This window comes from Aeromonas ichthyocola (genome assembly GCF_046087985.1).
GTDB classification, from domain to species: domain Bacteria; phylum Pseudomonadota; class Gammaproteobacteria; order Enterobacterales; family Aeromonadaceae; genus Aeromonas; species Aeromonas rivipollensis.
The window spans coordinates 763,326-780,555 of the sequence record NZ_JBJSWH010000001.1 but is presented as its reverse complement, the minus strand read 5'-3'; the positions used below and the strand labels follow the sequence as shown (position 1 = coordinate 780,555).

Genomic DNA, 17,230 nt, shown 5'->3' with positions numbered 1-17,230 from the left:
CCTTAATGGAGTGCGCTTGATGCAGATCCAGCAGGCTCGAACTCATATCATGGCGACGTTGGCCGGGGGGGAGTCCCCCCGCGCCGACGCCGATGCGCTGCTCTGCCATCTGCTGGCTTGCCGGCGCAGCTACCTGATGACCTGGCCGGAGCGCGAGCTCGATGCCGACCAGCAGGCCACCCTGCAAGCCTGGCTTGACCGCCGCCTGGCCGGTGAGCCCATAGCCCACCTCATCGGCGAGCGGGAGTTCTGGTCGCTGCCCCTCAAGGTGAGCCCGGCCACCCTGATCCCGCGCCCCGACACCGAGGTGCTGGTGGAGCAGGCGCTGGCGCGCCTGCCTGCCGGCCCCTGCGCCCTGCTGGATCTGGGGACCGGCACCGGCGCCATCGCGCTGGCGCTCAAGTCCGAGCGACCCGAGCTCGATGTATGGGCGGTGGATAGGATGGCGGACGCGGCCGCACTGGCGCGTGAGAACAGCGCAGCGTTGGGATGCCCATCGAGGTGCGCGATGGCAGCTGGTTCGAGCCCCTTGGCGAGCCGGATTGCTGCAACACGCCACGTTTTGCGGTGATCGTCTCCAATCCGCCTATATTGATGGCGCCGATCCCCATCTCGAGCTGGGTGACGTGCGCTTTGAACCCCGCTCAGCGCTGGTTGCCGATGATGCCGGACTGGCCGATATCCGTCACATCGTGGCCCATGCCCCGCTTATCTGCTGACCGATGGCTGGTTGTTACTGGAGCATGGCTGGGATCAGGGGGAGGTGGTGCGTCAGTTGCTGCGTGATGGCGGCTACCGTGAGGTAGACACCGTGCGCGATTACGGGATAACGACGGGTGACGCTGGGCCTCTGCCCGCTGCGCTGACGTCCCTCCCTCACTGTTACGGGCAGGCCGGGCGCCCCCATGCAAGGATTGAATATGTTTTTGTGCTCAAACATCTGCACCTCACTGCTGATTGGCGGGGCCGTGCTGATGTTTATGCTTCGCTTCTACTGGGTGCAGACCGCCACTGGCCGTGCCTACAGCGCGCCGGTGATGAAGGTCAGCGGCTGGCTCAACGGATTGGTGGTGCTCTCCGGCGTGCTGCTCTGCATGGTGCTGGATCTCAACCCGCTCAATAACGGAACGCCATGGCTTAGCGAGAAGCTGATGGCCATTCTGGTGCTGGTATTTCTGGCGGCGATGGCGCTGCGGCTGGCCAAAAGCAATCTGGTCCGCTGGTTTGCGTTGGGGGCCCTCGGCTGGGTCTTCTTCATTGCCAAGTTGGCAGTGCTCAAACAGGCGAGTGTATTCGGCTAAGGCATGATGACGAATGTTACACATAGACGAATGGACCGATTTCGAAGCCCATGACATTACCGAGCTGGCGTTGTCTGTCAGCGATGAGATTTATGGCTCGCGTCCGAGGGAGGGCGTGAGTTGAATCTGCTGGACGAGTGGCTGGACGAACAGATCGAAGAGGGTTCCTGCGACGAGGTGCGTGAGCAACTGCTGCAAGGCTTCTACCAGCAGCTCGGTTTTCATGGCGACTGGCAGGATTACTTCTCTGCGCCAACTGCGACCTCAATCAGGTTCTGCTGCAGCGCAAGGGGATCCCGGTCAGCCTCGGCATTTTCATCATCCAGCTGGGGCGCAAGCTCGGGCTCGATGTGGAGGGGATCTGCTTCCCGGCCACTTCCTGGTGAGCTTTGCTGGTGGTGAAGGAGAGGTCTATGTGGACCCCTTTACCGGCGACGAGCTGAGCCTGGCCCGTATCGAACTGCTGCTGCGCGGTGCGCTCGGCAATTGGCCACCCTGACCCCGGCTTATCTGCAGCCCTGCGGGCAGTGGGAGATCATCGAACGCCTGCTCAACGTCAGCAAGGGGGCCCTGCTGAGGGAGGAGCGCATGACAGAAGCATTGCGCTGCAGCGAGCTGCTGCTGCGCATGAAGCCCGGAGATCCGCTGGAGACGCGGGATAGGGGCTTCATCTACGAGCAGCTCGACTGCCCCCGTTTCGCCGCCGACGATTTTGAATACTTTATTGAACAATGCCCGGACGATCCTGTGGCCGATGTGCTGAAAACCCAGCTGGCCAGTCTGGATCTTAGCCCCAAGCCCCTCCATTGAGGGGGTCTGGGGAAGCCTCTTCACTTAAGGATGCTGAGATGGAACAGAAGAATATCAAGATCAACGCGATCGACGTCGCCAACGACAAGCCCTTCGTGCTGTTTGGCGGCATGAACGTGCTGGAATCCCGCGACATGGCGATGGCGGTGTGCGAGAAGTACGTGGAAGTGACCAGCAAGCTGGGCATACCATTCGTGTTCAAGGCGAGCTGGGACAAGGCGAACCGCTCCTCCATCCACTCCTACCGCGGCCCGGGCCTGGAAGAGGGGATGAAGATCTTCCAGGAGCTCAAGGCGACCTTCGGCATGCCGGTCATCTCAGATCTGCATGAAGTGCATCAGGCCAAGCCGGTTGCCGAGGTAGTGGATGTCATCCAGCTGCCCGCCTTCCTGGCGCGCCAGACCGATCTGGTGGAGGCCATGGCCCGCACCGGCAACGTCATCAACATCAAGAAGCCGCAGTTCCTGAGCCCGAGCCAGATGAAGAACATCACCGACAAGTTCGAGGAGTGCGGCAACGATCGCCTGATCCTGTGCGAGCGCGGTGCCAACTTCGGTTACGACAACCTGGTGGTGGACATGCTGGGCCTGGGGGTGATGAAGAAGAGCACCGGCGGCTACCCCGTCATCTTCGACGTGACCCATTCATTACAGTGTCGCGATCCCCTGGGGGCCGCCTCCGGTGGTCGTCGGGATCAGGTGACCGAGCTGGCCCGTGCCGGCATGGCGGTCGGCTTGGCGGGTCTGTTTATCGAATCCCACCCGGACCCGAAAGTGGCCCGCTGCGACGGCCCGAGTGCCCTGCCGCTGGACAAGTTGGAAGGCTTCCTCAAGCAGATGAAGGCCATCGACGATCTCATCAAGGGCTTCGAGCCACTGGATACCTCCGCCTGATCCAGCACGCCGCTTTAGTGATGCCAGCTGCCCCGCCATGCGGGGCATTTTTTTATCCAGAGAGTTTTCAATGGGGTCTCAAATGCATCGTCGACCAACTATATCGCAGTTGCCGTGGTGTTAATGATGTTAAATATGTTGTGTGATTAATGTCTCTTAATTGCTTCTTATAACGTGTGAAAGTGGCGCCGTTGCGATGATGAAATAGCATGACGCCAACGAGAGAAGGATATTTTCTCGTGACGGCTCCCTGCATGCCTATTTCTGCCATATGAGATGTCAATTAATTAACAGGACGTTAATCATGCACAAGAAAGTATTCAGCAGCCTTTATTTCCAGGTGCTGCTTGCGATCACCCTGGGGGTATTTCTGGGACATGTCTATCCCGACCTCGGGGCTGATATGAAGCCATTGGGTGATGGCTTCGTGAAATTAATCAAGATGATCATTGCCCCCGTTATTTTCTGCACCGTAGTGACCGGCATCGCCGGCATGGAGAGCATGAAGGCGGTGGGGAAAACCGGTGCCATAGCGCTGCTCTACTTTGAAGTGGTGAGCACCATAGCCCTGGTCATCGGGCTGTGCGTGGTCAACCTGCTGCAACCCGGGGTCGGCATGAACGTGGACCCGACCACCCTGGATGCCAGCTCCATCTCGGCCTATGCCGAGCAAGCCAAGTCGCAGGGCATCATCGCCTTCCTGCTTGACGTGATCCCGGGCAGCGTGATCGGCGCCTTTGCCAGCGGCAACATTCTTCAGGTGTTGCTGTTTGCGGTGCTGTTTGGCTTCTCCCTGCACCATATCGGCGAGAAGGGGAAATTAGTCTTCAATATGATCGACAGCTTCTCCCAGGTTATTTTCGGCATTATCAACATGATCATGAAATTGGCACCGGTTGGCGCATTCGGGGCGATGGCCTTTACCATTGGAAAATACGGTATTGGCTCGCTGGTGCAGCTGGGACAATTAATCGCCTGCTTCTACGTGACCTGTCTGCTGTTTATCTTCATGGTGCTGGGTAGTATTGCCAAGGCAAATGGTTTCAGCATCTTGCGCTTTATTTCCTATATCAAGGAAGAACTGCTGATCGTGCTGGGGACCTCCTCTTCCGAATCCGTATTGCCGCGCATGCTGGTGAAGATGGAGGCGCTCGGCTGCAAGAAGTCGGTGGTGGGCCTGGTGATCCCGACCGGTTACTCCTTCAACCTGGATGGCACCTCCATCTACCTGACCATGGCGGCCGTCTTCATCGCCCAGGCGACCAATACGCCGCTGGATCTGTTCCAGCAGCTCACCCTGCTGGTGGTGTTGCTCATCTCCTCCAAGGGGGCGGCCGGGGTCACCGGTAGCGGCTTCATCGTGCTGGCGGCCACCATCTCGGCTGTGGGGCACCTGCCACTCGCCGGGCTGGCGCTGATCCTGGGGATAGATCGTTTCATGTCGGAGGCGCGGGCCCTGACCAACCTCATCGGCAACGGCGTGGCGACTCTGGTGGTGGCGCGTTATTGCGATCAGCTAGACGAGCAGAAGATGAACGAGGTGCTTGCCAACCCGGTCGCCGTGCAGAAGGTCGACCAGCACGGATAGCCGGCAGGCGCGGTCTGCAAGGAGAGATGGGCAGGCACTGTGGCTTGCCCATAAAAAAACGGCCCGAGTGGGCCGTTTTTCATGGTGCAGATGACCGCAGAGGGAATTACAGGCTCTGGGTGAAGGTGCGGGTGACCACATCACGCTGCTGTTCCGGGGTCAGGGCGTTGAAACGCACTGCGTAGCCAGACACGCGGATGGTCAGCTGCGGGTACTTTTCCGGATTGGCGATGGCGTCTTCCAGGGTCTCGCGGCGCAGCACGTTGACGTTCAGGTGTTGACCACCCTCGACCACGGGTTCGGTCTGGACCGGCAGTTCACGGTATTCGAACTGGCCCAGGTCGGACAGTGCGACTTCCTGATCGGCGACGAAGCTGTCGCCCTTGGCGCAGATGCAGCGAGCTTGCTGCTTCTCTTCATCCAGCAGCCAGAAAGAGTTCAGCAGTGCGGCGTTGGCGGACTGGGTGATTTGGATGCCCTTGATCATGGTATGACTCCTCATAGGAAAGCGGATTCAACGGTAAGCACATTACCCTGATGTTTTTAAACCACCTTGATGACGGGATGATTTAACGGGGCCTTGCCTTACACCTTTACTTCGTTGGGGTCATATATACCACGATGGTAATAATACGAAAATTGATCTAAATCAATAAAAGCGCATTTTGCGCGCGAGGAAAGGGATTAATTTATTGAGATTAATCAAAAATAGATCATTTTTATGATTTTGTAAGATATATGAATTATGCATTTTTTATTGGGTATATCTAGTAATTTAACTACATCTTTAGCCGTTATTCTCTTTATAAGGTCAGGGTCGGGCGTCTTACAAGATCCGGGCAGGACCTCGCTGGGTGGCCAGGTGCGCGGCCGTCAAGGCGCTGGTGGCTGCGGTCATCGACCATCATCTCGATAGGCAGGGTGCCAGGGGTTTTGGCGGGCGCAGGGGTGCAGGGGTGGCCATCCCTCAGAGCCGAGTCGCGGTTGCGTCTTGCTGCCCGGCCCCCTATCCTGAGCCCCTTGCGGCATTCATCGAGGATATCGGGGTGCCAGAGGTAGCGGATTCACAGAGAGAGGAGACTGGCGTGCTGACCTGGAAGGATGTGATCGGTTCTGAGAAAGAGCAGGACTATTTCAAGGCAACCCTGGCGACCGTCAGGGAGGAGCGGGAAGCGGGCAAGGTGATTTACCCCCCGGCCACCGAGGTGTTCAATGCCTTCAAGTTGACCGAGCTGGACAGTGTCAAGGTGGTGATCCTGGGGCAAGACCCCTATCACGGGCCGGATCAGGCCCACGGCCTCTGCTTCTCCGTGCTGCCCGGGGTACGCACGCCTCCCTCCCTGGTCAACATCTACAAGGAGATGCTGCGGGATCTGCCGGGTTTTGTCACACCCGGTCACGGCTTCCTGGAGTCCTGGGCCACCCAGGGGGTGCTGCTGCTCAATACGGTGCTGACGGTGCAGGCGGGCATGGCCCACTCCCATGCCCATCTGGGCTGGGAAACCTTCACCGACAGGGTCATAGAGCGGATCAACTCACACTGCCAGGGGGTGGTCTTCCTGCTGTGGGGAGCCCATGCCCAGAAGAAGGGACGCTTCATCGACCGGGCGCGTCACCATGTGCTGACGGCTCCCCATCCCAGCCCATTGTCCGCTCACCGCGGCTTCATCGGCTGTGGCCACTTCTCGGAGGCAAACCGCCTGCTGGTGCAGCAGGGGATGAACCCCATCACTGGCTCTCGGTCTGCCATCACCAGCCGGTGCCGGCCTGACCCTCTTCCCGCCTCTGGGCAGGCAAGGGCGAGCAGGCTTGCTCGCTTGTCTGCATCGCCGGGGTGGGGATTGTCTGCAACTGACTTGATTGAGTGCAAAGTTCGGGTGATAAATGACCGTATACTCGAGACAGTCTCTTTTTCAATTCAGCGCAAGGAGTGCTCATGTTATCCAGTCTCCATAAGGACCACCTCAACATCGCCAGGCTGCTGACGCTGCTCAAGCACAAGCTGGCAGCCATCCGCAATGAGCAGCCGGTGAGCTATTTCCTGCTCCGGGACGTGGTGGACTACTTGCGGGAGGTCTCCGACAAGTTCCATCACCCCAAGGAAGACATGATCTATGACTACTACCTGAAATACAGGGTGGTGGAGGGGGAGGTCGCCAACCGGCTGCATGAGGAGCACGCCCGCCTGCTGGTGGCCGGCACCGAGCTCAAGGATATGGTGGAGATGATACTGATGGACGCCGTCATTCCGCTTGAGCAGTTCACCGCCAAGCTGGAGCAGTTCATCGAGCAGCAGGAGGCCCACATGAACTACGAGGAGGGGGTGATCTTCCCCCATCTGCGTGACTCCCTGACCGAGGATGACTGGCGTCAGCTCGAGCAGCTCTGGCAGAACAGGGCCATCAATGATCCCCTGTTCGGGGCCGAGGTGAGCCAGCACTTTCAGGCGCTGGCCAAGCAGCTCTCGTTGCCCCCCTCTTCCTGAGGGGTAACACTCTCTTAAAAAACAAGGCCCCGGTTAACCGGGGCCTTGTTTTTACAGTTCCAGTTCGTCCGAACCTTCGTAGGCGATGTCGATGGCTTGCAGCTCCTTTTGCAGGCGGTGCTTGTCTTTAAGCGCCTCTATCTCACGCCATTTACGTTTCTTTCCCGTTGTCCCGCGGCTACGTGAACCCAGCTCAACGACCTCGTCAAAATCGAAGTTGAACATGTCCATGGCTCCCTCCTTGGTTTTATGGTTTTCACCATTCGTATAACACGACGCATTTGAAAATAAAACGTTTTTATGACCAAGTTGTGACAATCGGGAAGGTGGATAAAAAAAACCGGGCTGCCCTTTCGGGAGCCCGGTTTTATCGGCGCAACACCTCCTGTGAAGGGGGCTGGCCGAGATGGCCTCGGCCCGTCTTTTACAGACGGCTGGCCAGCATGGTTTCCAGCTTGCCCTGATCGACGGCGAACATGCGGATGCCTTCGGCCAGCTTCTCGACCGCCATGGCGTCCTGGTTCAGCTCCCAGCGGAACTGTGCTTCTGTCATGGGGGTCGGCTTTGCCTTGCGCTCACCGGTGTAGTTCAGCTTGCGCACCACGGCGCCTTCGGTCTTGCTCAGCTCTTCCAGCAGGGCAGGGCCTATGGTCAGGCGATCGCAACCGGCCAGCTCCAGGATCTCGCCGGTGTTGCGGAAGCTCGCACCCATCACCACTGTCTGGTAGTCGTGCTGCTTGTAGTAGTCGTAGATGGCGGTGACTGAGACCACGCCCGGATCTTCGCTCGCGGTGTAGTCACGGTTGTGCTTGGCCTTGTACCAGTCGAGGATGCGGCCCACGAACGGGGAGATCAGGAAGGCGCCGGCTTCGGCACAGGCACGGGCCTGGGCGAAGGAGAACAGCAGGGTCAGGTTGCACTGGATGCCCTCTTTCTCCAGGACTTCGGCGGCACGGATGCCTTCCCAGGTGGAGGCCAGCTTGATCAGGATGCGATCGTTGGTGATGCCGGCTTCGTTGTAGAGGCGGATCAGCTTGCGGGCCTTGGCGATGCTGGCGTCGGTGTCGAAGGAGAGACGTGCATCCACCTCGGTGGAGATGCGGCCCGGGACGATTTTCAGTACTTCCAGACCTATGTTGACCGCCAGCTTGTCGCCCGCGTCGATGATTTGCTGTGCCTTGTCCTGGCTCTGGGACTTGGCCCAGTTGATGGCGTCTTCGATCAGCGCCGCGTACTCGGGGATCTCGGATGCCTTCAACACCAGGGAGGGGTTGGTGGTGGCATCGATGGGCTGGTAGCGCTTGATGGCTTCGATGTCGCCGGTGTCGGCAACTACCGTGGTCAGGGCTTTCAGCTGGGTTAATTTATCGGCCATAGCAAATATCATCTCTATATGAGGGAGCAATCCCAGGGGTTGCGGGCGTGAGACGGCCGTTCTGAAATAAAATTACAAAATCCCGGCGACTCAGGCTCAGAAAAGCACGATGGGGGTGGCCCATCGCCACTGCCTGCCTAATTAATACGGATGTGGCGCTTCCTGCAATAGGGAGCCTTGTACGTGAATCACCCAGGTGGTGGGAGAGGGGGGCGCGACAGGAGGAAAGTATCTGATAAAAAACGACTTTTACTGATTTTTTGGCAACGCCCTGCGACCGGCACAAAAGCAACTTTTTTAGTTGATTCTTCATTTTGTGCAGTGGGTCACACAAATACTCTTGTCAGCTACTTGAAATTTAATTACGTGTAAAACGTTTGGCGTGACAAGCCCCTGGCTGGGCGACATCAGAGGCAAACGCTTGCCTTACCGCCGCCGGTCAAGGCATCTGTTTTTACCGTCATGGGAATATCGACAAATGAGCCCCCTTCGGGTCTTATTTATCAACTGTAGAATCGCACATCAAGTTTTGTTGATTATTTGCGTGCTAAATGAAGCTTTTTTGCATCAAATCGCTCGTTTTTTGTCTTTCCAGTGAGCCTAATCACTATTCTGAATTCCCTCCCTATGCTAGATTCCGCCCCTTCGGCGCAATGCTAATTCGGAAATTGACAGAGAGCGGTCAGCGCAGACTGACCATGGATGTGATAACAACGAGAGAATTATGGACACCTTGATTGCAATGATTAACGACCTGATGTGGGGAGCCGTGCTCATTTACCTGCTGATCGGGGTCGGACTCTTCTTTACCTTCCGCCTGGGGTTTATCCAGATCCGTCACTTCGGCCACATGTTCTCGGTACTGCGCAATAGCCGCAAATCCGACAGTGCCGGCATCTCCTCCTTCCAGGCCCTGTGTACCAGCCTGGCCGCCCGTGTGGGTACCGGCAACCTGGCCGGCGTGGCCGTCGCCATCTATCTGGGGGGCCCTGGCGCCATCTTCTGGATGTGGCTGATCGCCTTCATCGGCATGGCCACCGCCTTCGTCGAGAGTACCCTGGCCCAGCTCTACAAGGTCAAGGACGAAGACGGCAACTACCGTGGTGGTCCCGCCTACTACATGGAGCGTGGTCTCGGCATGCGCTGGATGGGGGTGGTCTTCTCCCTCTGCCTGCTGCTGGCATTCGGTCTGGTGTTCAATGCGGTGCAGGCAAACTCCATCAGCCTGGCCATGAACGTCGCCTTCGGCATCCCTGACTGGGTCAGCGGTCTGGCCCTTGTGGTGCTGTCCGGTCTCATCATCTTCGGCGGCATCCGCGGCATAGCCCGCTTCGCCGAGCTGGTGGTGCCCTTCATGGCACTGGCCTACATCTTGATGGCGCTGTTCGTGGTAGCCATGAACATCAGCGAGCTGCCCGGGGTCTTTGTTCTCATCATCAAGTCGGCCTTCGGCATCGAGCAGGCGGGTTCCGGTGCCATGGGTTACGCCATCTCCCAGGCGATGATCAACGGCATCAAGCGCGGCCTCTTCTCCAACGAAGCCGGTATGGGCTCTGCCCCGAACGCCGCCGCGACCGCGACCCCCTATCCGCCGCACCCGGCGTCCCAGGGCTATGTGCAGATGCTGGGGGTCTTCCTCGACACCATAGTCATCTGTACCTGTACTGCCGCCATCATACTGATGTCCGGCCAGTTCGAGCCGGGCTCCGGCGTCACCGGGGTCGAGCTGACCCAGCGTGCGCTCTCCTCCCAGGTCGGTGGTGGTGGCAACATCTTCATCGCGGCGGCCATCTTCTTCTTCGCCTTCACCTCCATAGTGGCGAACTACTCCTACGCCGAGACCAACCTGGTGTTCCTCGAGCACAACCACAAGGGCGGCCTGATGCTGTTCCGGATGTTCGTGCTGGGCATGGTGATGTTTGGTTCCGTGGGTGAGCTGCCGACCGTGTGGGCCCTGGCGGATGTCTCCATGGGGATGATGGCCATCGTCAACCTGATCGCCATACTGCTGCTCTCGGGGGTCGCCATCAAGCTGGCCAAGGACTACAACGATCAGCTCAAGCTGGGTCGCGTCCCCACCTTCGATGCCAACAAGTACCCGGAGATCCGCAGCCAGCTGGAAGCGGGGATCTGGGACAACCCGCCCAAGAGCAAGCAGGCCTGAGTCCTGGGTTGATCCGGTTGGGTAATGAAAGAGGGGAGCCATGGGCTCCCCTCTTCTATATGGGCCCATGCCCGCCCGGGGCTGTGGCATGGGATGACTGGACTCCCAGGGGCGGGCTGAAGGCCTCCTTGGCAAAGTGACTATGCTTCACGCCACTTCACATCCAGCACACCTTGGCCCGTTATGCTGGCCCCATAGCTCGTCGCTGGTGCGGCGATCCCAAGCAACCGAGAGGATAGAATGACCATGCAACAACAGGTGCGGATGACATTGCTGACGGCGGGCACCCTGCTGTGGGCCGGCCTGACTCAGGCCACTGCGGACAACCAGGGCGATCCCCTGCGCCCCCTGGTGGATGCCAGCATCCGGCCCGTGCTCAAGGAGTACAGGATCCCGGGCATGGCGGTGGCTGTGCTGAAAGATGGCAAGGCCCACTACTTCAACTACGGGGTGGCAAACCGGGAGAGCGGAGCCCCCGTGAGCGAGCAGACCCTGTTCGAGATTGGCTCGGTCAGCAAGACTCTTACGGCAACGATTGGGGCCTACGCCGTGGTCAAGGGCGGCTTCCAGCCCGATGACAAGGTGAGTCAGCACGCCCCCTGGCTCAAAGGCACCGCCTTCGACGGCATCACCATGGCCGAACTCGCCACCTACAGCGCCGGGGGCCTGCCGCTGCAATTCCCCGACGAGGTGGACTCCACCGACAAGATGCGTGCCTACTATCGCCAGTGGACGCCAGCCTACCCGGCGGGCACCCATCGCCAGTACTCCAACCCCAGTATCGGCCTGTTCGGCCATCTGGCGGCTCATAGCCTGGGGCAACCCTTTGAGCAGCTGATGAGCCAGACCCTGCTGCCCGGGCTCGGCCTGGCCCACACCTATCTCAAAGTGCCCGCGGCTGCCATGGGGAACTACGCCTATGGCTACTCGAAAGAGGACAAACCCATCCGGGTCAACCCGGGTGTCCTGGCGGACGAGGCCTATGGCATCAAGACCAGCTCGGCGGATCTGCTGACCTTCGTCGGCGCCAATATGACTGGCGCTGAGGACAAGGCGATTCAACAGGCGATCGCCATGACCCACACCGGTTTCTACTCGGTGGGAACCATGACCCAGGGGCTCGGCTGGGAGAGCTACCCCTATCCCGTCAGCGAAGCGGCGCTGCTGGCGGGCAACTCCCCGGCGGTGACTTACAATGCCAATCCGGTCAGCCCCGTTGCCGGGTCCCGGGAAACGGGGGCGGCGCGGCTCTACAACAAGACAGGCGCGACCAACGGCTTCGGCGCCTATGTGGCCTTCGTGCCCGCCAAGGGCGTCGGCATCGTCATGCTGGCCAATCGCAACTATCCGAACGAAGCCCGCGTCAAGGCGGCCCACGCCATCCTGAGCAAGCTGGCGGAGTGACAGCTCGGCCCCGTTGATTGACATGAGTACGCCGGGATAGCCCGGCGTACTCTTCGGTGCTGCCCGGCACAGTCAGGCCTCACCTGATGGCCCCAATGGCTTGCCCCCCGCCACCAAATTTCCAAACTGGAATCTACCGTTCGCCATCTCGTCACTAGGTGCGAGCGGGCGCCCCTCCTATAGTGCTGCCCATATTCAACCTGTCCCCCCTGCTCCCGCCACCGACGCTGGTTGGCATGGTCTGCGTGGGCGGACCTTTCGCAATGGAGCATCCATGGGCATTTTCCTGCTGTGCACTTTCCTGATGATCATCCTCTACCCGGTCGGGATCGATCTCTATCTGGTGGCCGTGCCCCAGATTGCCGATGCCCTGCAGGCGAGCGAGGCGCAGATCCACACCGCCTTCTCCATCTACCTGTTCGGCATGGCGGCCACTGTGCTGCTGGGGGGGATGATTGCGGATCGCCATGGCCGGCGTTGGGTGGTGCTGGGGGGCGCCATCATCTTTGTCATCGCCTCCCTGGTGGCGGCCAATGCGGCGGGGATCCGCCAATTCTATCTCGGCCGCTTCTGGCAGGGGGTCGGGGCGGGGGCGCTCTATATCATGACCTTTACCGTGCTGCGGGATGTGCTGAGCCAGGCGCGGCTGGCGATGGCGCTCTCCATGATCAACGGGGTGATCTGCGTCATTCCGGTGCTGGCACCCGTGCTGGGTTATCTCATCCTGTCGCATTTTGATTGGCGCGGGATCTTCGTGGCGATGGCGCTGGTGGCCGCCGTCAGCGGCCTGGTCAACCTGCTGCTGCTCAGGGAGACTCGCCCGGCCCGCCAGCAGAGTGGCGCACCCCGGCCCCTTGCCCTGCTGGGCTCCCCGCGCTTCATGCTGCACTCGCTGCTGACCAGCACCAGCGTGACCGCCATTCTGGTCTATGTCAGCGTCTCGCCGCTGATCCTGATGCAGGGGCTTGGCTTCACCACTGAGCAGTACTCCCTGGTGATGATGGTGATGGCCGGGGTGAGCATGTCCACTTCCTTCCTGACCCCGCTGCTGCTGCGCTGGCTGTGCAAGCAGAGGGTGCTGGCGCTCTCCCATCTGGCCTACCTGCTGGCGGCCTGCCTCCTGCTCGGCAGCTGGCAGCTGGGTGGCGACATCCCCTTGCTGCTGCCGGGCTTTGCCCTGGTCTGCATCGGCTTCTCCTGCGGCTTCGGGGTGGCGATGGGGGAGGCGCTGGCGGAGTGTCAGCACCAGGCGGCATTTGCCAGCGCCCTGCTCTGCATCATGCAGATCAGCCTCTCCGGCTTCTATATCTGGCTGCTGGGCCAGCTTGGCGTGGCCCCATCCTTGATGCTGATCTCTGCCCTGCTGTTGACCCTGCTCAGTTACCTGGCCGTCAAAGGGCTGCTACCATGGCTCGCGCTGCGCGAAGCGCGGTCGCGGGGATAAGGGGAGAGGAAAGATGCGCAACCTGGGTGAACTGGATTTGAACCTGCTGGTGGTCTTCAAGCACCTGATGCAGGAGCGCAGCGTGACAGGGGCGGCCAAGAAGCTCTGCGTCACCCCCTCGGCGGTGAGCAAGGCGCTCGCCAAGCTGCGGGACTGGTTTGACGATCCCCTCCTGGTGCGGGTACGTCAGGGGCTGCAGCCGACCCAGCTCTCCCTGACCCTGGAAGAGGAGCTCAAGGCCTGGTTCCTGCTGACAGACAGCATCACTTCCCTTAACAGCGAGGCGATCCCCGAGGGGGCCCGCTTCAGCCTGGTGATGGAGTCCCCCTTCAGCACCAGCTTCCTGAGCGAGCTGCCCATGACCATCTACCAGAAGTATCCCCACTCTGTGGTCAGGATGCTGGGGTGGGATCACCACTCCCTCAACGACATAGTCAACGGGGATGCGGATCTCGGCTTCTGCGCCCGGGAGACCCACGGTCGCTCCCAGGCCAGGGTCAACCGGCTGCCCTATTACATCGATCACGAGGTGTTGTTCAGCGACAGGCCCGTGGTGTTCCTGCGTAAAGATCACCCCCTGCTCCAGCAAACCTGGTCCCTGGAGAACTTCCTGGCCTGTCCCCAGGTAAGCGTGGTGTGGGAGGCCAGCGACAGCTGGGCGCTGGACGATCTGCTGGAGGACGAGGGGCAGAGGCGGGAGGTGCCCATCATGGTGGCGAGTTTCGAGCAGGCCCTGCACATCGCCTCCCAGTCGAGCCATGAGCTGATCGCGGTGGCGCCGTCCTATTGCGCTGGTTATGCCGCCAGACACCACGACAACCTGATCGCCATGCCTCTGCCGCTCCCCGAATCACTCTACAAGCAACTTGAGATAGCCTTCATCCTGCTGTGGCACAAACGCCATAACCAGGATGCCAAGGTGATGTGGCTGCGCAATGAGATTAATAAAAATAAATCGAAGCGGCTCTATGGCCTGGCGGCGGAGGGGACTGCCCTGTTCCCATGGGGCGGGGCGCTGAGGGCTGGTTCGGCCAATCCGGGCAATCCAAGCGTAATGGGAGATGCCTGATGCGCTGCTTACCTTCTTTGCCTGCCGCAAGGCCAATGGCGGCTGCTGCTGGTTATATTGGGTTCCCATTCTTCTTCTGCCTGGCTGATTGTTGATGGTGCTGATGACGGGCCCATCGGGCTCAACCGTATTGCTCTTCCATCCAGGCTTCGACGATTAGCTGGGCGGAGACCCCATCCACGCTGCCCTTGTCGAGCGCCTTGTAGCCGCCGCGCTCGAACAGGCGGGCGCGGGCATCCGTGGTGGTGAGCCGCTCGTCCTTGAACTCCACCGGCTTGCCGAAGCGGCCATGGAGGCGGTTGCCGAACTTGCGGGCCCGCACAGTGATCTCCTGATCGGTGCCATCCATGTTCAGCGGCAGGCCGACAATAAGCAGATCCGGCTGCCACTCCTTGAGCAACTTTTCAATCTCGTCCCAGTTGGGAATGCCGTCGTTGGCCTTGAGGGAACGAAGGGGTTGGGCCGTGCCCGTGAGCTCCTGGCCGATGGCGACGCCTATGCTCTTGGTGCCGTAGTCAAAGCCCATGATGCTGCGTGATGACATGGATGTCCTCGAAATAGATGAATAAAAAGATGTCGTATCCCCTCACCCTAGCCCTCTCCCGAAGGGAGAGGGAACCTGCCGAGGTTATGCTCGCTCGAATCTGGCTAACTCCGTTTTAGCTGACTGGTTGCCGCAGATATATCCGAAACGTGCCGATTTACCCCCTTCTCCCCTCGCGGGAGAAGGGTGGGGATGAGGGGCACTAAATGGGAACTGCACCAACTAAAGAGCGTGACAAGGGATCTAACTGTGCCCCACCTGGCTGGAGAGATGCAGAGGATTGACGCCTATGCTGATGACGACAATGGCCTGCTGCCAGCGCTGGTGAATCTGCGTGTCAAACATCATCAGCTGTGTCCCACCTGGTTGGCATGCCGATTAGCTGTGGCCGATATCGCTGGAGAGGTGAACCGGGTTCACCCCTATGCTGGCGGCGGCTTGCTGCCAACGTTTGTGAATGGGGGTCTTGAACACCAGAGCCGGATTGGGGGGGATCACCAGCCAGGCGCCATCCACCAGCTCCTGCTCCAGCTGCCCTGCGCTCCAGCCGGCATAGCCAAGGGCCACCAGCCAATGGCAGGAGCCTCGCTTGTACCCAGGGTTTCCAGAATATCCTTGGAGGTGGTCACCATCATCTCGTCCCCCACCTGCAGGGTGGAGTTGAAACCGGGGCGGAAGCTGTGCAGCACGAAGCCGCGATCGGCGTGAACCGGCCCCCCTTGCAGCACCGGCTGCTTCATCTCGGCGGTGGCAGGGGGGCTCAGCTTGAGCTTGGTCAGCATGGCGTCCAGGGACATGTCCACCGGGATGTTGACCACCAGTCCCATGGCTCCCTCGCTGCTGTGCTCGCACAGATAGACCAGGGAGCGTTCGAAGTAGACGTCCGTGAGGCTCGGCATGGCGAGCAGAAAATGGTTTTGCAGTGTTTGCATAGATATCAAAGAGTGCAAAGGTATTTGGGGTGATTATGGCAGTTGACGGCGGCGGGCAAAACCGCTTTTTCGCGCAGAAAACCCGGAAGTCCGGGCGCTGGCTCACATCGTCGCGCAACAGAAAAGAGCAGGGGCCGAGCTGGCCCCTGTGGTGTCACTGCCTGGGTGACGGCCTCGGGGGGCGTCACCTGGGGTTATTTTCCCAGCCGGCGTTCGATGGCATCCATCAGCATGCCGGTGATATGCACCGGGAAGGCCGCCTCGATTTCACGGATGCAGGTCGGGCTGGTGACGTTAATCTCGGTCAGCCGATCGCCTATGATGTCGAGCCCGACGAAGATCAGCCCCTTCTCTTTCAGGGTGGGGCCGACCGCACGGGCGATGGCCCAGTCCGCCTCGCTCAAGGGACGCGCCTCGCCGCGGCCGCCGGCGGCCAGGTTGCCACGGGTCTCTCCCTGGGCCGGAATGCGGGCCAGGCAGTAGGGCACGGGCTCGCCGTCCACCACCAGCACCCGCTTGTCGCCGTCCTTGATGGCGGGCAGGAAGGTCTGGGCCATGCAGTACTGGCTGCCGTGGGCGGTGAGGGTCTCGATGATGACCCCCACGTTGGCGTCATCTTCCTTCATGCGGAAGATGGAGGCACCGCCCATGCCGTCCAGGGGCTTCAGGATCACGTCCTTGTGCTCGGCGTGGAAGGCGCGCAGCTTGTCGGCGCGGCGAGTGACGAGGGTGGTCGGGGTGTGCTCGGCAAACCAGGCTGTGTAGAGCTTCTCGTTGGCGTCGCGCAGGCTCTGGGGCTTGTTGACGATGAGGCAGCCCTCGTCCTCGGCCCGCTCCAGCATATAGGTGGCGTAGATGAACTCGGTGTCGAAGGGGGGATCCTTGCGCATCAGGATCACGTCCAGGCTGGAGAGCGGCTGATCGACCACCTCCCCCAGGCTGAACCAGTGGGCGTAGTCATGCTTGACGGTGAGCGGACGCATGGTGCCAAACGCCCGTCCCGCCTGCATGTAGAGATCCTTCATCTCCAGATAGAAGAGCTCGTAGCCGCGCTTTTGCGCCTCTTCGAGCATGGCGAAGCTGGAGTCCTTCTTGATGTTGATGGCCGAGATGGGGTCCATCACTATGCCGAGTTTGATGGTCATCCGAGATTCCTTCTGGTGGCTCGATTGCGAGTGAGATTCTTAACACTTGTTCAAGGTCTGTCACTAGAGGTCGTCA

The 17,230-nt window shown here is 60.1% G+C and carries 12 protein-coding genes and 6 pseudogenes; 11 read left to right on the top strand and 7 right to left on the bottom strand.

All coding sequences use genetic code 11. The features are described from left to right. Positions 1-19 precede the first annotated feature (19 nt). The 5 genes and pseudogenes from prmC (at position 20) to ACF2JD_RS03645 (ending at position 4,592) form a co-directional block, all read left to right on the top strand. A pseudogene (prmC, locus tag ACF2JD_RS03665) lies at positions 20-866 on the top strand (peptide chain release factor N(5)-glutamine methyltransferase). Between the two features lie 47 nt (positions 867-913). Further along, positions 914-1,301 (top strand): annotated as a pseudogene (locus ACF2JD_RS03660) (SirB2 family protein). A 13-nt stretch (positions 1,302-1,314) separates the two neighbouring features. Continuing rightward, a pseudogene (locus tag ACF2JD_RS03655) lies at positions 1,315-2,111 on the top strand (SirB1 family protein). A gap of 38 nt (positions 2,112-2,149) precedes the next feature. Further along, positions 2,150-3,004, top strand: coding sequence for a 3-deoxy-8-phosphooctulonate synthase (gene kdsA, locus ACF2JD_RS03650; RefSeq protein ID WP_106887521.1), 855 nt, complete (start codon positions 2,150-2,152; stop codon positions 3,002-3,004). 304 nt (positions 3,005-3,308) lie between these two features. Then, entirely contained in the window at positions 3,309-4,592 is a 1,284-nt protein-coding gene (locus ACF2JD_RS03645) for a C4-dicarboxylate transporter DctA (RefSeq protein WP_440986783.1), read from the top strand. Positions 4,593-4,698: 106 nt separating this feature from the next. Here ACF2JD_RS03645 and grcA read toward each other — a convergent pair whose 3' ends face one another. After that, positions 4,699-5,079, bottom strand: coding sequence for an autonomous glycyl radical cofactor GrcA (grcA, locus tag ACF2JD_RS03640; protein ID WP_025326187.1), 381 nt, complete (start codon positions 5,077-5,079; stop codon positions 4,699-4,701). Positions 5,080-5,677: 598 nt separating this feature from the next. Between grcA and ung the strand changes: the two are divergent. After that, positions 5,678-6,363 (top strand): annotated as a pseudogene (gene ung, locus ACF2JD_RS03635) (uracil-DNA glycosylase). A gap of 165 nt (positions 6,364-6,528) precedes the next feature. After that, positions 6,529-7,077, top strand: a complete 549-nt coding sequence (locus ACF2JD_RS03630) for a hemerythrin domain-containing protein (RefSeq protein WP_440986782.1) — start codon at positions 6,529-6,531, stop codon at positions 7,075-7,077. A 51-nt stretch (positions 7,078-7,128) separates the two neighbouring features. On the opposite strand, the gene ACF2JD_RS03625 is transcribed toward ACF2JD_RS03630, so the two are convergent. Together ACF2JD_RS03625 and tal are read right to left on the bottom strand one after the other, a co-directional pair. Further along, positions 7,129-7,308 (bottom strand): DUF3545 family protein, encoded by a 180-nt coding sequence (locus tag ACF2JD_RS03625; protein WP_043762059.1) that lies wholly within the window; start codon positions 7,306-7,308, stop codon positions 7,129-7,131. 193 nt (positions 7,309-7,501) lie between these two features. Next, a complete protein-coding gene (gene tal / locus ACF2JD_RS03620) occupies positions 7,502-8,452 on the bottom strand; it encodes a transaldolase (RefSeq protein ID WP_139745836.1) in 951 nt (316 codons plus the stop codon). Positions 8,453-9,176: 724 nt separating this feature from the next. Between tal and ACF2JD_RS03615 the strand changes: the two genes are divergently transcribed. The 4 genes from ACF2JD_RS03615 to yidZ all read left to right on the top strand — a co-directional run bounded on the left by ACF2JD_RS03615 (position 9,177) and on the right by yidZ (position 14,533). Then, positions 9,177-10,616 (top strand): alanine/glycine:cation symporter family protein, encoded by a 1,440-nt coding sequence (locus tag ACF2JD_RS03615; RefSeq protein WP_106887516.1) that lies wholly within the window; start codon positions 9,177-9,179, stop codon positions 10,614-10,616. 246 nt (positions 10,617-10,862) lie between these two features. Further along, complete coding sequence (gene ampC / locus ACF2JD_RS03610) at positions 10,863-12,020, top strand: FOX/MOX family class C beta-lactamase (protein ID WP_440986882.1); 1,158 nt, start codon at positions 10,863-10,865, stop codon at positions 12,018-12,020. 274 nt (positions 12,021-12,294) lie between these two features. Then, positions 12,295-13,464 carry an MdtL family multidrug efflux MFS transporter gene (locus tag ACF2JD_RS03605; protein WP_440986781.1) on the top strand — a complete coding sequence of 390 codons (1,170 nt, stop codon included), beginning with the start codon at positions 12,295-12,297 and terminating at the stop codon, positions 13,462-13,464. Positions 13,465-13,477: 13 nt separating this feature from the next. After that, positions 13,478-14,533 carry an HTH-type transcriptional regulator YidZ gene (gene yidZ / locus ACF2JD_RS03600; protein WP_440986780.1) on the top strand — a complete coding sequence of 352 codons (1,056 nt, stop codon included), beginning with the start codon at positions 13,478-13,480 and terminating at the stop codon, positions 14,531-14,533. 121 nt (positions 14,534-14,654) lie between these two features. On the opposite strand, the gene ruvX is transcribed toward yidZ, so the two are convergent. From ruvX to gshB, 4 genes and pseudogenes are all read right to left on the bottom strand, one after another. Beyond that, the gene (gene ruvX / locus ACF2JD_RS03595) at positions 14,655-15,077 is read right to left on the bottom strand and encodes a Holliday junction resolvase RuvX (protein ID WP_025326196.1); all 423 of its coding nucleotides are present in this window, start codon (positions 15,075-15,077) and stop codon (positions 14,655-14,657) included. Positions 15,078-15,320: 243 nt separating this feature from the next. After that, positions 15,321-15,425 (bottom strand): annotated as a pseudogene (locus ACF2JD_RS22575) (YqgE/AlgH family protein); the annotation flags it as partial. A 30-nt stretch (positions 15,426-15,455) separates the two neighbouring features. After that, a pseudogene (locus tag ACF2JD_RS03590) lies at positions 15,456-16,009 on the bottom strand (YqgE/AlgH family protein). A gap of 194 nt (positions 16,010-16,203) precedes the next feature. Then, positions 16,204-17,154: a glutathione synthase gene (gene gshB, locus ACF2JD_RS03585; protein WP_025326198.1), complete on the bottom strand. Its 951-nt coding sequence runs from the start codon at positions 17,152-17,154 to the stop codon at positions 16,204-16,206. Positions 17,155-17,230: the final 76 nt, after the last annotated feature.